12 protein-coding genes are annotated in these 14,802 nt (G+C 71.7%); 9 read left to right on the forward strand and 3 right to left on the reverse strand.

Annotated elements, in window-relative coordinates; translation table 11 throughout:
* The first annotated feature begins 6 nt into the window (after positions 1–6).
* Both ACX114_RS33470 and ACX114_RS33475 read left to right on the forward strand, forming a co-directional pair.
* Positions 7–2,760 carry a M16 family metallopeptidase gene (locus ACX114_RS33470; protein WP_459291392.1) on the forward strand — a complete coding sequence of 918 codons (2,754 nt, stop codon included), beginning with the start codon at positions 7–9 and terminating at the stop codon, positions 2,758–2,760.
* Positions 2,761–3,328: 568 nt separating this feature from the next.
* The gene (locus tag ACX114_RS33475; RefSeq protein ID WP_459291393.1) at positions 3,329–4,876 is read left to right on the forward strand and encodes a hypothetical protein; all 1,548 of its coding nucleotides are present in this window, start codon (positions 3,329–3,331) and stop codon (positions 4,874–4,876) included.
* 26 nt (positions 4,877–4,902) lie between these two features.
* Here ACX114_RS33475 and ACX114_RS33480 read toward each other — a convergent pair whose 3' ends face one another.
* A complete protein-coding gene (locus ACX114_RS33480; protein WP_459291394.1) occupies positions 4,903–5,562 on the reverse strand; it encodes a hypothetical protein in 660 nt (219 codons plus the stop codon).
* Between the two features lie 108 nt (positions 5,563–5,670).
* Between ACX114_RS33480 and ACX114_RS33485 the strand changes: the two genes are divergently transcribed.
* Positions 5,671–6,429 (forward strand): 2-oxoadipate dioxygenase/decarboxylase family protein, encoded by a 759-nt coding sequence (locus ACX114_RS33485; RefSeq protein ID WP_459291395.1) that lies wholly within the window; start codon positions 5,671–5,673, stop codon positions 6,427–6,429.
* A 72-nt stretch (positions 6,430–6,501) separates the two neighbouring features.
* Here ACX114_RS33485 and ACX114_RS33490 read toward each other — a convergent pair whose 3' ends face one another.
* Complete coding sequence (locus ACX114_RS33490) at positions 6,502–7,518, reverse strand: hypothetical protein (protein ID WP_459291396.1); 1,017 nt, start codon at positions 7,516–7,518, stop codon at positions 6,502–6,504.
* A 143-nt stretch (positions 7,519–7,661) separates the two neighbouring features.
* Between ACX114_RS33490 and ACX114_RS33495 the strand changes: the two genes are divergently transcribed.
* The 5 genes from ACX114_RS33495 to ACX114_RS33515 all read left to right on the forward strand — a co-directional run bounded on the left by ACX114_RS33495 (position 7,662) and on the right by ACX114_RS33515 (position 12,273).
* Complete coding sequence (locus tag ACX114_RS33495) at positions 7,662–8,297, forward strand: RNA polymerase sigma factor (RefSeq protein ID WP_459291397.1); 636 nt, start codon at positions 7,662–7,664, stop codon at positions 8,295–8,297.
* Positions 8,294–8,893, forward strand: a complete 600-nt coding sequence (locus tag ACX114_RS33500) for a hypothetical protein (RefSeq protein WP_459291398.1) — start codon at positions 8,294–8,296, stop codon at positions 8,891–8,893. Before ACX114_RS33495 ends, ACX114_RS33500 begins: the two co-directional genes overlap by 4 nt.
* Positions 8,890–9,345 carry a hypothetical protein gene (locus ACX114_RS33505; protein WP_459291399.1) on the forward strand — a complete coding sequence of 152 codons (456 nt, stop codon included), beginning with the start codon at positions 8,890–8,892 and terminating at the stop codon, positions 9,343–9,345. Before ACX114_RS33500 ends, ACX114_RS33505 begins: the two co-directional genes overlap by 4 nt.
* 422 nt (positions 9,346–9,767) lie before the next feature.
* Positions 9,768–11,555 carry a tetratricopeptide repeat protein gene (locus ACX114_RS33510; protein ID WP_459291400.1) on the forward strand — a complete coding sequence of 596 codons (1,788 nt, stop codon included), beginning with the start codon at positions 9,768–9,770 and terminating at the stop codon, positions 11,553–11,555.
* Between the two features lie 148 nt (positions 11,556–11,703).
* A complete protein-coding gene (locus ACX114_RS33515) occupies positions 11,704–12,273 on the forward strand; it encodes a hypothetical protein (RefSeq protein ID WP_459291401.1) in 570 nt (189 codons plus the stop codon).
* A gap of 45 nt (positions 12,274–12,318) precedes the next feature.
* Here the strand turns inward: ACX114_RS33515 and ACX114_RS33520 are convergent, their stop codons facing one another.
* The gene (locus ACX114_RS33520; RefSeq protein WP_459291402.1) at positions 12,319–12,909 is read right to left on the reverse strand and encodes a DUF938 domain-containing protein; all 591 of its coding nucleotides are present in this window, start codon (positions 12,907–12,909) and stop codon (positions 12,319–12,321) included.
* Between the two features lie 157 nt (positions 12,910–13,066).
* Here ACX114_RS33520 and ACX114_RS33525 point away from each other — a divergent pair, with 157 nt between their 5' ends.
* The gene (locus ACX114_RS33525; RefSeq protein ID WP_459291403.1) at positions 13,067–14,704 is read left to right on the forward strand and encodes a cell wall anchor protein; all 1,638 of its coding nucleotides are present in this window, start codon (positions 13,067–13,069) and stop codon (positions 14,702–14,704) included.
* Positions 14,705–14,802 lie beyond the last annotated feature (98 nt).

Consider the following 14,802-nt stretch of genomic DNA (forward strand, 5'->3'; position numbering starts at 1 on the left):
AGTCGTATGTCTTTCCTGTCGGGTTCCGTCCGCGCCTCGCGCCTGGCCGTGGCCGCGCTGACCTCCCTGTCCCTGACCCTGGGAGGGTGCGCCACGCTTCCTCCGCGAGGGCAGGTCGTCATGCGCGACGTGTCCTTCCCCCTGCGTGACTTCCGCATGCCGTCCGGCCTGCGCGTGGTGGTGGAGCGCGACGCGCGCGCGCCGGTGGTGGCGGTGGTCGCTGTGGTGGGCGCGGGAGGCTCCAGCGACCCGGGCGGCAAGGAGGGGCTGGCGCACCTGGTGGAGCACCTGGCCTTCCGCGCGCGTCCCGCCAACGGCCCCTCCGTGCAGGCGCGGCTCAATGCCTCCGGCGCGGGGCACTCCAACGCCAGCACCAGCCTGGACTACACCGCCTACGAGGAGCTCGCGCCCAAGGAGTCGCTGGGCACGCTGGTGAAGCTGGAGGGGGAGCGGCTGTCGTCGCCGCTCTCCAACGTCAGCCCGGAGGTCTTCGCGGTGGAGCGCGAGGTGGTGCGCAACGAGCTGCGCCAGCGCAACGAGACAGGCTACGTGGGCCAGGTGTTCAGCTGGGTGCACGCGGCGTCGTTCCCGGCGGGAGACCCGTACGCGCGGCCCGTGGTGGGTTCGCACGAGTCGCTGTCCGCCATCACCCTGGCGGACGCGCACCGCTTCGCGCGCGCCCACTACCGCCCGGACAACGTCACCCTGGTCATCTCCGGGGACGTGGACCTGGCGGAGGTGGAGGCCACGCTCCTGCAGAACCTGCCGCAAGCGTGGGTGGGCACGGGCGCCCCGCTGGCGCTGGACACGCGCATGCCCGCGAAGCGCCCGGAGCCCGCGGCCGCGCCGGTCAGCAAGACGATGCCGGTGTACGCGGCGGCGGTGCCGTCGCCGGAGCTGTACCTGTCCTGGGTGCTGCCGCGCGCCTTCGACGAGGCCAGTGCCCTGCATGACTTCGTGGGCGTCAGCCTGGACAACAACCTCTGGGAGGCGGTGCGCAGCGATGGCGACATCGCGGGCATCTCCACGGGGCTGGTGCCCGGCACGCGCGCGTCGCTGCTCATCGTGCGCGTGCACCTGTCGCGCGGGGACCACCCGGAGCGCTCGGCGGAGAAGGTGCTGGACCAGGTGCACAAGACCTGGAGCGGGGAGATCGAGGCCAGCGGCGTGCTGGGACAGGAGTTCAACTTCCAGGCCCTGCGCCGCCAGGTGGTGACGAACATGGTGCTGGAGTCGGAGCGGCTCCTGGCGCGGACCCGGAGCCGCGCGCTGCTCACCCACTTCACCACGGACGTGCGCTCGTACACGCGCTCGCAGATGGCGCTGATGGGGCTGGGCGGCAGCAAGGTCACGGACTTCGCGTACCAGTGGCTCCAGCGCGACCGGGCGCACGCCATCCTCGTGCGGCCGGGAGAGAGCGGCACGCCGACGGCGCTCCCCACGCTGGCGAAGCTGCCCGGCGGCGAGCCCGCGGTGGAGGGCGGCGAGCGCGTCACGCCGTCCATGCTGGCGGCCACCACGGCGCCGGTGCAGGTGCTGAAGCTGGACAACGGCATGGAGGTCCTGCTGGTGCCCCGGCCGGGCCTGCCGGTGGTGCGGGTGGGCGCGGCGATGGGCGGCGGCACGGCGCACGGGGTGAAGCCGGGCGTGGCGGACCTGGCGAAGTGGGGCTCCTTCCGCGAGTCGCACTTCGAGGGCCGCCCGAGCGACTGGGGTCTGCACGAGTCCACCCGCACGGCGCTGGACCACGTGCGCGTGGACATGGCCGGCACGGCGGGCAACGTGGGCAACATGCTGGCGATGCTCGCGGAGGACCTGTCCAGCACCCGCACGTCGGAGGACGTGGTGCGCTACTGGCGCGAGCAGGTGCAGCCGTGGCGCGAGGCGGTGGACACGCGGCCGGAGGTGCTGGCGCACCGCAACCTGATGCAGGCGCTCTACGGCACGCACCCCTATGCCAGCGAGGCCACGGGGGCGCAGATGGGGCAGGTGTCCTGGTCGGAGGCGCAGGCGTGGCTGGAGGACGTCTACCGCCCGGGCAACACGACGGTGGTGGTGGCGGGCGAGTTCGAGGTGAAGGACGTGGAGCCGCTGGTGCGCAAGTACCTGGGTGACTGGAGCCGGGGCAAGCCGCAGCCGGTGGCCGTGCCGCCCGCGCCGGTGCTGCCCGCCGCGTCCTCGAAGGTGAGCACGCTCTTCACCGCGCGGCCCGGGGCCACGCAGGGCCAGGTGCAGCTGGCCTGCCGGCTGCCCACGGCCACGCCGGAGCTGGAGGCGCGCTACGCGCTGATGGCGGAGCTGCTGGAGGTGGAGGCCTACGACCGGACGCGCTCCGGAACGGGAGCGTCCTACGGCTTCAGCGCCGAGCCCTGGATTGGCCGGGGCGGCGCGGCGCACCTCCTGCTGGGCGGCAGCCTGGATGCGCAGCGGATGAGAGAGGGCGTGGGGTCGCTGCGCGAGACGCTGGCGGCGTTCGCGAAGGAGGTGTCCGAGAAGGACCTGGCGCATGCCCGCGCGCGGCTGCTGGCGCGGCAGGGGGTGTCGTTCATCTCCACGGATGCATGGGTGGAGGCGCTGCTCGAGGCGCGCGTGCGGGGCTTCCCGGTGGAGTCGGTGGCCCAGCGCCCCGCGCACCTCCAGGCGGTGACGGCGGACGCGCTGAAGCAGGAGTTCGCGGGCTGCCTCCAGCGCCTCGTGGTGAGCGTCACGGGGGATGAGCAGCCCAGCCGCGCCGCGCTCCAGGCGGTGTCGGTGCCATAACGGAGGACGGCCCTCCGTGGGCGCGGGGTGCACGCGTCCACGGAGCCGATGGCGGGGCCCGCCGCCCACCGGTCCCGAACTTCGCATCCGGAGGGCAGGCCCCACCGGACCAAGGGCCTCCGCATACGGAGCTCGCGCTCCATCGGTGCGGAGGGACACGGGGTCCTTCGCGGAGGACACGACCCACCGGGCCACGGGCCTCCACCTTCGGAGCTTGAGTCCCACCAATCCGGAGGGACGCGAGGCCCTTCGCGTCCGGAAGGCGCAACCTGCCGGGCCAAGGGCCTCCACCTGCGGAGCTTGAGTCCCACCAATCCGGAGGGACACGAGGCCCTTCGCGTCCGGAAGGCGCAACCTGCCGGGCCAAGGGCCTCCACCTGCGGAGCTTGAGTCCCACCAATCCGGAGGGACACGAGGCCCTTCGCGTCCGGAAGGCGCAACCTGCCGGGCCAAGGGCCTCCACCTGCGGAGCTTGAGTCCCATCGGTCCGGAGGGTCACGGGGTCCTTCGCGTCCGGAAGGCGTGACCCGCCGGACCGCGTGCCTCCGTATGAGGAAGCATGCGAGTCATGGACCTCCGCCGGACGCGGTACCTGTTGGGCGCCCTGCTGTCGTGGGGCGCCGCCGCCTGCAGCGGGACGGATGGGCCTGGGTCTCCGTGCGAGGACGCGGACTGCGCGGTGCCCGGGCTTACCCGGGCGTTCGAGCAGGGTACACCGGCCTCCCAGACGCAGGCGCGCGCGGACTTCGGCGGCCTCAAGGTGCGGCGAGCCTCCGGGCGCACCTTCGTGCTGGAGACGTCGCGGGACGCGGAGGGACGGGATACCCGCCGGCTCACCGTGTCCGCTCCGGACGGCTCGCCGCTGTGGCGGTTCGACGCCGCGGCCGGTGACCACCTGAGCGACTTCACCGTGCATCCGTCCGGGGAGGTCACCCTGGGCGTCGAGCGCACCGGGACCACGACGGAGGCCTACGACCTGGTTCGCCTGTCCGCTGAAGGACAGGTGCTGTCGCGGCAGCCCCTGCCCACGCCCGCGACGGTGCCCGACGCCGACCTGGGAGACACCCTGCCCTCCCCCGCGTTCCGCATGAAGTCGCCCTGGGTCCACGCCCTCACCGACGGTTGGCTGCGCACGGAGGCGCGCGGCGAGGACGTGGCCGTGGCCTTCCTGTCGCTCGTGGCCATTCCGGAAGGCGGGCCCACCACCCAGGAGCTGGCGTCAGGGCTGATGACGCTCCAGTGGATGGACGGGCGCTACACCGAGCAGTGGACCCGCGTCGTCGACGGACGCCACTCCACGCAGCCGGCCGCCTGGGCCTACGACGAGTTCCGCTGGCGAGAGGCCGCGCTCCGGCCGCTGCTCGCGGTGGACTCGGACGGACGGCTGGTGGTGGGGCGCACCTGGAACAGCTCCCGCTGCATGGCTTCCAGTCACACGTTCAATGACTTCACCTCCGTGCACTGCCGCTCCGGCGACGACGTCACCACGCCCGCGGATACCGAACGGCAGCCCTTCGCCATGACGGCCTTCACGCCGGTGGGGACGCGCATCGGGACGCACGTCTTCGTCCCCGCCCGGGCGGCGGAGTTCGTCGTCTTCGACATGGCGGTGCGAGACGGGGAGGTGGCGCTCGCGGGCACCGTGGTGTCGGAGGGCTCGGATGGCGCCATTGCCTGGTACCCGTCCGCGCCGGGCGCGCAGGACCGGATGACGCCCTATGACGGCTACCTGGGCGTGCTGTCGCTCGACTCGGGCGCGCTGCGCTTCGAGCACCGCGTGGACACGGGCCGCGCGGACCACTTCTCCGCGCTGCGCTGGACGGACGCGGGCTGGGTCGCCGTGGGCGCGTCCGGCTGGGACCGGTGGTACGGCGGGATGAGCATCTCGCGCGGCGCCGGGGCCCTGCTCGCGCTCGCATCCGCTGACGGCCAGACGGTGCGCACGCGGAAGGCCGGCCCCGAGGGACAGGGCCGGCACTTCCACCTGCTCGGCGTGGACGCGGACGGGGACTCACTGGTGGCGGTGGGGCTCGCGGAGGCGCCGATGACGCACTCCGGAGACAATGGCCACCAGGAGGAAATGACCTTCGGCGGGCTCACGGTGGAGCTGCGCTGAAAGTCACCCGCACGGCCCCGCGGGGCTCAGTACGCCGGCGTCACGTAGCAATAGTCATACGGGAGGGGGCAGTCCTGCGGGCAGCTGGACGTCGTCTCTCCGTCACAGCACACGCTGTCGCCACAGACAGGCCCACCGCCGCAGTCCCTCGGGCAGTTGAAGGCGTTCTCCGTGCTGGGATCGCAGGTGTAATCACCGCAGTAGCCGCCGGGGCTGCCGCAATCCTGCGGGCAGTTGTAGCTGTTCTCCGTGTTGGGATTGCAGACGAAGTCCCCGCAGTAACCGGGGGTGCCACAGTCCTGCGGGCAGTTGTAGCTGTTCTCCGCGCTGGGGTCGCAATAGCTGTCACCGCAGACGGCACACAGGCCGGCGGCGGACGCGGACGCGAACCCCATGGGCGTCACGTAGCAATAGTCATACGGGAGGGGACAGTCCTGCGGGCAGCTGGACGTCGTCTCTCCGTCGCAACACACGGAGTCCCCGCAGACGGGCCCGAAGCCACAGTCCTGCGGGCAGTTGAAGGCGGTCTCCGTGCCGGGGTCGCAGATGGAGTCTCCACACGTACCGCACAGCGCCTTCTCCTGCCGCGCCAGCTCGGGCGCGCCAGACTCCGTCTCCACGCCCCCTCCGCACGCCAGCAGCAGTCCGGACACCAGGGCCAGCAGCCCCATCTTCATCGCGTTCATCGTCTGTCTCCGTGTATTCAGCGTTTCCGCCCTGAGCGGGCTTCCGCTTGTTAATACGGTTCGCGGATGGCGCTCAAAGCCCGGGAGGCGCGGCGTAGACTGCCGGGCATGACGACCTCCGCTTCCAACGCCTCGCGGCTCCTGGACCTGCTGTGGGAGCGCTACGCCTCCGAAGTCCCCTTCGCGCGCACCTTCGTGACGCTGTCCGGGGGGCACTTCCGCAACGACCACGTCGCGTTCCGCACCCTCGCGCGGCCGGAGGGAGGCATCGCCCTCTTCTCCCGCGTGTTCGAGCGGTTCGGGTGGAAGCCGGCCGGCGCGTACACGTTCCCGGACGCACACCTGTCCGCCATCTACCTGTCGCATCCGGACGGCCTGCCGCGCGTCTTCCTGTCCGAGCTGAAGCAGGAGGAGCTCTCACCGCGCGCCCGCGAGCTGCTCGCCGCGCTGCCGGTGGATCCGCCGCCGCCGGAGGACGTGGAGGCGCTCGCGGCGTGGTTCACGGCGCCGCCGCCTCCGGAGGAGGCCGCGCTGCTGGAGCTGGAGAAGGAGACGCAGTACGGCGCGTGGTTGCTGGCCTTCGGCCGCAAGGTGAATCACTTCACCGGCGCGGTGGACGACGTGGAGGCGTGGCAGCGGCGCATGCGCGAAGCGGGCGTGCCCATGAAGGCGGACATCGAGGGTGAGCCCGGCACGTCCCTCAGACAGACGGCCACGCACGCGGCCCCGCTGCCCCTGACGCTCCGGGGTGGAGGCACGCGCGCATGGCCGTATGCGTACTTCGAAATCGCCCAGCGCTCGGGAGGGTTCGACGGGTTCCTGGGGCCGCAGGCCCGCGCGCTGTTCGACATGACGAAGCGGGGCTGAGGCTCGCGGCCCGGGGGACGGTCGGGGGAGGGGGTTGGGGTATGCGCCCCCGGACCGCGACGCCTCGTGAGACTAGTGGCGGCCGCCGCCGCGCTCGCAGCGGTCGGGCAGGCTCAGCGCCGCGCCATCGAGCGTGCCGTCGCCGCACTCCGGACCGAAGGTGAGCACGTGGCTGGCGCCGTCCGCGGTGGTGCGCGTGAGCGTGCCGCTCGTGGGCCAGGGGCACACGTCGCGCGACGGGCGGACGATGCCCTCCAGCGTCACGGTGCCCTGCGAACCATCGAGCGAGGTCTCCGTGTACGCGCCGTCGATGGTGCGCACCGGCGGCGTGTCCGAGGAGAACGCGACGGACAGCGAGCCCTCCAGCCGCACGGACTGCACCACCGTGCCCGCGGCATCCGTGCGCGTGCGCGTCACGTCCGCCTGCGTGCTCTTGCGCTTCGGCGGAGCGCCGTCCACCAGCTCCGCCGTGGAGGCGGTGGTGCCCTTCACGGTGGAGACCTCGCCGTCGGAGTTGGTGCCGGAGACCTCGAAGGTGACCGTCTGGCTTTGCGTCACCGCGCCCGTGCAGTCTTCCGACGCTTCGTACGCGTTCACGATGTCCACCGTGCCGCTGGTGGGGCCGCCGGGGCCCTTGCCGCCAGGCCTTCCCCCGCCGCTTCCACCGTCGAAGGACTGGCCGCGCACCTGCGAACCTTCACCGTCCCGAGGGGGAGGCTGATCACCACCGCCCGGAGCCTGGCCACCGCCACGGCCGGGGCCTTCGGGGCGCGTGGGGGGCGCGCAGTCCGTCCACTCCAGGTGCACGGTGGCGGGCAGCGTCTTGCCGCACACCTCCACGGTGGTGATGTCGGGGCTCGCGTCGCAGTGAAAGCCTTCAATGGCCTGGGGGCGCAGCTTGTCCAGACCATGCAGCAGGCTGGACACCTCCACCGCGTCGCTCGAGTCCGACGCGGCCTCCACCGCCTGGGACACATCCGACGTGGCATCCGTGGTCGAGCCCTGCGATCCGCCGCAACCGACCGTCATGGTGCCCACCACCAGCGCGACTGCTCCCAGCCACTGACTGCCCCTGTTCCAGTGCCTCATGAGTGCGTGCTCCCTTGTCATCCGGTGCCCGGCCGCTGTCCGTTCGCCCCCATGAGACGAAATGAATTTCCGCCGTGTTCCCGGCGGGGATTTTCCCGAGGCTTTTTGAGCGTGCACCGGGGCCGGATAGAGTGCCGCCGACCGTGAACGACGAGCTGCGCGCACTCATCCTCGAAGCCCAGGACGGCAGCGTGCGTGCCTTTGAGTTGCTCGTGTCCTCGCACCTGCCGCGGGTGCGCCGCTTCGCGCGGGCCTTCGCCGCGTCGGACTCGGATGTGGATGACCTGGCGCAGGAAGCGCTGGTGAAGGTCTACAAGAACCTGCGCTCGTTCCGCTTCCAGTCCGCGTTCCAGACGTGGCTCTATTCGGTGGTGCGCAACGCGTTCTATGACGCCACCCGCAGCCGCGCTGGCCGCGAGCGCTCGCGTGAGGAGCCGCTGGAGCAGGAGCACACGAAGGCGGCGTCGGACGTCGAGTCCGCGGATGAAGGAATGATGCGCGCGCAGGAGCGGGACCGGCTGTGGCGGGCGCTCCGGATGCTGCCGCCGGAGTTCCGCACGGCGGTGGTGCTCTTCGACGTGGAGGGGCACAGCTATGAAGAGGTGGCGGACATCGAAGGGGTGCCCGTGGGCACCGTGAAGTCGCGCCTGTCGCGGGGCCGGGCGCACCTGAAGGCCCTGCTGGCGGGGGGGCAGGGCCCCGGCGGCCCGGAAGATGACGCCCCGGTGGGAACATCCGGGCAGGACATTTCGTCGCATGCTGCGAGGAGCAGGAAATGAGTGAGCCCGAGGATAGGGAGGACCGCGTGCTGCGCGAGCGTCTGGCGGCGCTGCGGGACGACGCGCCCGGGCCCGACTTCCAGGCCCTGCTCCACCGGCGGCTCGTGGAGGCCGGTCCGCCCACACCGGCGTCGGGGTGGGATGCGGTGCGGGACTTCTGGCGCCGCCGGGCACCGGTGCTGTGGCCGGCGGTGGGCGTCGCCATGGGCGTGGCCACCTTCCTGGTGCTGGGCGCGGTGCGAGGCACGCCGGGCGTCCCGGAGACGACTGCTCCAGGGATGGCGGAGCTCGAGCGCCCCGGCACGCAGGTGCCGGTGAGCAAGGTGGCGGTCATCAAGTTGGACTTCACGGCGGACGTGGCCGTGGAGCAGGCGGACTTCCAGGTGAGCCTGCCGGAGGGGCTGTCCTTCTGGGCGGACGGGGAGGAATTGCCGCTGCGCTCCTATCAATGGACGCAGCCCTTGAGCGCGGGCAGTAACGTGATTCCCATCGCGGTGCGCGGACAGCGGCCGGGGCGCTATCTGGTGACGGCGCTGGCGCGCGCGGGCGACCAGCGCATCGAGCACGATGTGGTGCTGGAGGTCACGGGCGGATGAAGACGGGCTTTTCGACACCGGCGCTCGCCGTCCTCCTATGGCTGGGAGGAGGGGCCGCGTTCGCCCAGCAGACACCGGCCCCGCCGCCAACGGAGGCCGTGAGGCCGCCCGAAGCCCCCGTGCCGCCCCCACCGTCCGGAGCCCAGCAGGCGCACGTGCGCAGCTCGCACACGGTGGACGTCATCGCGCCGGGGGAGCAGGTGGACACCATCCTGGGGCGCCGGAACGCGGAGCGCCCTGCCCCGCCGCCCCGAAGCGAAACGGCCCGTCCGCCGCCAGGTCCGGACGCGCGTGGCCCCGCGGGAGGACCCGGGAAGGACGGCCGGCACAACGGGGCCCGCCCGCCAGGGGATGAGGGCCGCATGCGCTCGCCGTCCCCCAGGACCGACGGAGCGCCACCGCCGCCCAATCAGCAGCCGCCCACGCAGCCCCAGCAACCACCCAGGCGCTGAACGACGGCGCGGACCGAAAGTCCCACGAGCCACGCTGGCGACAAAGCCTGGGGTTCCACGCACCGGACCTGAGCGTCGTCCCCCGCCCGCGTGAGCCGGTTCTCCAAAACCTGTCCGACTGTCCGACAGGTTCGCGTGGTGGGCCGCCAGGGGGCGGCATGCTCACTGGATCCTCGACTCACGGGGGCGCGCCTTGGCCCTCCAAAACCTGTTCGACTGTCCGACAGGTTTGCGCGGTGCGCCGCCGGGGGGCTCGCTCCCTTGAGGTTCTCGCTTCGACTCCAGGTGGACGGGGGACATGTCCGCAGGCCTTGCGACACCGTGAGCATGGGCTGGGTCGGTGCGTACCGGTCCCTCTCCTTACCGGACGGCGCGGTCCGCTGCCCTCGCGCCCCTGCGGGGAATGCGCTACGTCGCGGTGCGTGTGGACGGGCCTGCTTCTCCTGGTGGCGCTCGCGGCCGGGGAGCCGCTGGAGGACGCGCGCGAGTCCTTCTCGGCGGGCCGATACGCGGAGGCGGAACAGCAGGCGCTCCAGGCCCCACCTTCCGGCACCGCGCTGTACCTCGTGGGCCTGGCCCGCTTCCGCTTGGGCCGCCCCGCGGAAGCGCTGGAGGCCCTGGATGCCGCAGGGCGTACTCCGGATGCTCCGGAGCCCGATGCCTGGAACTTCAACCGGGGCGCATGCCTCTATGCCCTGGGCCGCTTCGCGGAGGCGGAGGAGACCTTCGCCCGCGTCCGTGAAGATGCCCCGCTCGCCCGCGTGGCGTGGATCAACGCGGGCTTCGCCGCGTTCGACGCGGGCGCTCCGGACCGTGCAGCGCAATGGGCGGAGCGCGCCTCACAGGGTGCCTCCAAGGAGGAGGCGTTGCAGTTGGAGGAACTGCGCGCCCTGCTCTCCCCCGCGGTGAACGAAGGCGATGAGGCCTACCGCCAGGGACTCGCGTCCTTCGACGCCGGCCGCTTCGACGAGGCCCGTGCGCACTTCCTGCGCGCGGCGGAGCGGCAGCCCGACTCCGGCAGGGCCCGGCTCATGGCCGGCGCGTCGGCCTGGCGCCTGGGCTCACGCGCGGAGGCCCACGAGGACCTCACTGCGGCGCTCGCGCTGACGTTGACTCCGCTGGACCGCGCGACGGCGCATCAGTACCTGGACCTGCTCTCCCACGGACTGCGCGCCAGCGGCACGGGCCTCTGGGTCTCCGCGAATGTGGGGCCGGGCTTCGACAGCAACGTGCTCCAGGTCGGTGTCGCGGCCCGCGACGTGTCCGGCGCGAACGCGGACGTGGTGACCGCGAGCCCCTTCGCGGAGGCCGGCGTGGGCCTCACCGCGCGCTTCCGCCTGTCCGACCGGCTCTTCGCGGCCCTGGCCTACGGCGGCAGCCAGCGCGCCTACTCTGAATCCTCCGTGCGGGACTACTCGCTCCAACTTCACCGCGCGACAGCGGCCGTGGAGTGGGAGGCCGCGCGCCGGGTGCGCATGGGGCTCCTCGCGGGCGGAGACATCTTCTTCACCGGCCTGGCGGACTTCCGAGGGCTCCAGGCCTCCGTGAACGTCAACGCGTGGCTCGCCTGGGACGAAACCGAACACACCACCACGAGGTTGGACCTGGGCGCCGCCGGCAAGGACGGAATCGGAGAGGAGTTCGCCTACCTCACCGGTCCACGCCTGGACGCGACGCTGTCCCAGGAATGGCGCCTGGGCCCCGCGATCATCACGGCGTGGTACCGCTACCGGCAGGACCGCATCGGCACGCTGGAGCAATCCTTCACCAGCGAGGATGCCTCCCTGGTGTCGCGGACGTATGTCATTCCATTCGGCTTCACGGGCCACGCCGTGGGCGTGTCCAGCCGGTGGCAACCCCTGCCATGGCTCACCACCAGCCTGGACGCGGACGTCGAGTGGCGCCGCTACCTGGAGGACAACGCCCTGCGCGTCGTGACGGCCGGAGGAGACACCGAGACGTGGAACGTCCGCCGCCGCTACGACACACGCTTCGTGCTCATCCCCGCCGTGAGCGCCCGGCTGTCGAGCCACCTGCGGCTCACGGCTCGCTACGAGCTGCTGGTGAACCGCTCCAACATCGACATGCGCCTGACGGACGACGACCCCGCCGCGTGCGAAGGCGCGGAGCACCTCTGCCACGCGTATGACGCCACGAACGGCAACTACGAGAAGCACGGGGTGATGCTCCAGCTCGAAGCCGTGTGGTGAGCCGGGCCTCGCGCGTGTCCGCTCCGCGATGAAGCCGTCCATCCCCGGGGTGGGGCCTTCAGGCAGGGCGACCTGGAGGACGTGTTGCGAGGGCTGGGGCACCTCGCCACCTTGCCGCACGACAAACCCACGACAGAGGAGGCCCACCATGCCCATGTCCCGACTTCCGCTGATGCTCGCCGCGACCGCGGCGCTTTGTTTCTCCGCCGGTTGCTCCAAGAAGGGGATGCACAAGGAGGAGTCCAAGGAGCCGATGTCCGCCACCGCGATGTCGTCCACGGGCGACCAGCGCTGCCCCATGTCCGTGCCGGGCGCGCAGGTCCAGACGCAGGACACGTCCGACGGCGTGGCGCTCATGTTCACCACGTCCGACCCGTCTCAGGTGTCCGACCTCCAGACGCGCGCCCGGCGGCTGCTGGACGAGCAGTCCAAGCGCACCAACAACGCGCAGACGCCCCTGGACCTGGCGCAGGAAGAGGACCTGGGCGACAGCCCCACGGAGATCCAGTCTGGCCGCGACGAGAGCGGGACCGGCGGAGGTGGCAACCAGGGCATGGCCGGGGCGCCCTCCGTCCTCTCCAAGGTCGTGGCCACGGACACGCCGCAGGGCATCACCATCACCTACTCCGCGGAGGACCACATGCAGAAGCGCCAGCTCGTCGACGAGGTCCACGAGACCGCGCGTCAGATGCAGGGCGGCCACTGCCCCGGCATGTAGCCCACGCGCCGGGACGGCGTGACGAACGCCGTCCCGGTGGAGGCCCTACCGGCGGAACACCACCGTGAGGTTGTTGCTCGGCATCTCCACCACGCGCTCGCGCTGGAGCCCGTGGCGCGCCGCCTCGGCCGTGACGGCGCCCAGCTCGCGCACGCCCCAGGACGGGTCGCGCGAGCGGAGCGACTCGTCGAAGGCGAGGTTGCTCGGCGCGGTCTCCTTCCCCTCCACGAAGTAGGGGCCGTACAGCACCAGCCGTCCGCCCGGGCGCAGCACCCGCGCCGCGCCCCGCATCAACCCCTGGCAGGCCGTCCACGGCGCGATGTGGATCATGTTCACGCAGAGCATGGCGTCCGCGTGCTCCACCGGCCATGCGTCCGAGCTCGCGTCCAGCACGCGCGCGGGCAGGACGTTGGCCAGCCCCTCCTCCACGCGCCACGCGTCGATGCTCTCCAGCGACGTCGGGTCACCGTCCGTCGGCTGCCAGGTCAGCCCCGGGAAGGCCTGCGCGAAGAACGCCGCGTGCTGGCCGGTGCCGCTCGCCACCTCCAGCAACGTGCCCTCCGCGGGCAGCACCTCCCGGAGGACGGCGAGGAGCGGTTCGCGGTTGCGTTCGGTGGCCGGGGCGTGACGCTTCATGCCCTCCCCTCTTCCACACCCGAGCACGCGAGGAAAGGCCGCTCGCGGAAGATTGCAATCACAGCCAACACGACGGCCGGCACGCACGGAATCCGCAACACTTTCCGGGTCCTTTCGAAAACCTCCTGCTTCAACTCGCCTCATCCCCCAGGCAGGAGTGACCTTGACGTTCTTCAACCGGAATGTTTCACGCATGCTGTGCTCCATGTCCCTGCTCGCGCTCGCGGGCTGCGGGCCGATGGAAGCGGACGCTCCCTCGCTCCCCGAGCAGGAGGTCGCGACCGCGCGGCAGGCGGTGTCCACCATCGCGTACCGGAGCAGCGCCACGGCGGGCGGCAGCACGCGCACGTCGCTGAGCATCGCGAAGCCCACGGGCACGGCGGCGGGTGACGTGCTGCTGGCGCGCATCATCAACCGCAACAACGTGGCCGCGGTGGCGACGCCGCCCGCGGGCTGGGAGTTCGTGCGCTCGGACCAGAGCGCGTCACAGATCAAGGCGTGGATCTTCTACAAGGTCGCCACCGCGTCCGAGCCGTCCTCGTACGCGTTCACCATCGACATCGCCAGCTACATGGCCGGCAGCATCTCCGCGTTCTCCGGCGCAGACACGGCCAACCCCATCGACGCGCAGACGGGTCAGAAGAACGGCCTCACCGCCAGCTTCAACACGCCCGCCCTCTCCACCAGCACCTCCAACGGCGTCGCGGTGTGGTTCGGCTCGCAGCTGTGGACCGGCTCCGCGTGCCCGGCGAGCCCCATCGTCCCGCCCGCGGGCTTCACCGAGCCCGTGGACACCTGCCTCGTGTCCTCGTCCACCGGGCTCATCTACAACGTGGCCCACAAGGACCTGGGCGCCGCGGGCGCGCAGGGGCCGTTCAACGGTTCGTCCCCCAACCCGGAGACGAACATCGCGCAGGTGGTGACGCTGCGCGAGGCCAACGCGACCATCCCCTGCTCCGTGGGGGACACCTTCTCCACCGCGTACACCACCCAGGGCACCGTGACGGCCACCGCGCTGGTGGAGCCGTCGGGCCTGGCCGCCAGCCGCCTCACGTCGGGCATCCTCTACGCGCACAACGAGGACACCACCGCCATTGTCGCCATCAGCACCGCGGACGCGAGCACGAAGGGCACCTTCACCGTGTCCAACGTGACGCCCGCGGACTGGGAGGACGTCGCCACCGGCCCCTGCCCCGCGGGCCAGTGCATCTACATGGGCGACATCGGCCGCTCGAGCGCCAACTTCCCCACGCCGCCGTCCACCTTCGCCGTCTACCGCATCCGGGAGCCCAACATCGGCGCGGACCAGACGAGCGGCAACCTCACCGCCGAGGCCTTCCCCTTCCAGTACCCGGACGCCCCCAAGGACGCGGAGACCCTCATGGTCCACCCCGTCACGGGCGACATCTACGTCGTCACCAAGTCCTATTCGGGCGCGAGCAAGGTCTACAAGTTCCCCCAGCCGCTCCCCGCGCCGGGCACCCTGAGCACGCTCGTCTTCGTGGCCAACCTCCCGTTGCCCACCACCACGGACACCAACTACGGGGCCGCCACGTCCGGCGCCATCCACGCCTGCGCCAACCGCTTCATCCTGCGCACGTACCGCAAGGTGTATGAGTTCCGCGCCGCCACCGGCGCCGCCTTCGAGACCGCGTTCGCCGCGGCGCCCGTCTCCCTGACGGACACCGTGGAGGGACAGGGCGAGGCCATCGAGTACGACGCGACCGGCACGGCCTATTACACGATGAGCGAGTCGCCCTCGCCCTTCCGGCTCAAGCGCGTCGTGCGCCAGTAGCCCGCAATCGCAGTCATGCCCGGGCCGCGTCCGGCTTCCAGGCCGGACGCGGCCTTTCGTGTGCCATAAGCCATTCACACCGCGACAGCATGCCCTGG

This window comes from Corallococcus sp. M7 (assembly GCF_054512695.1).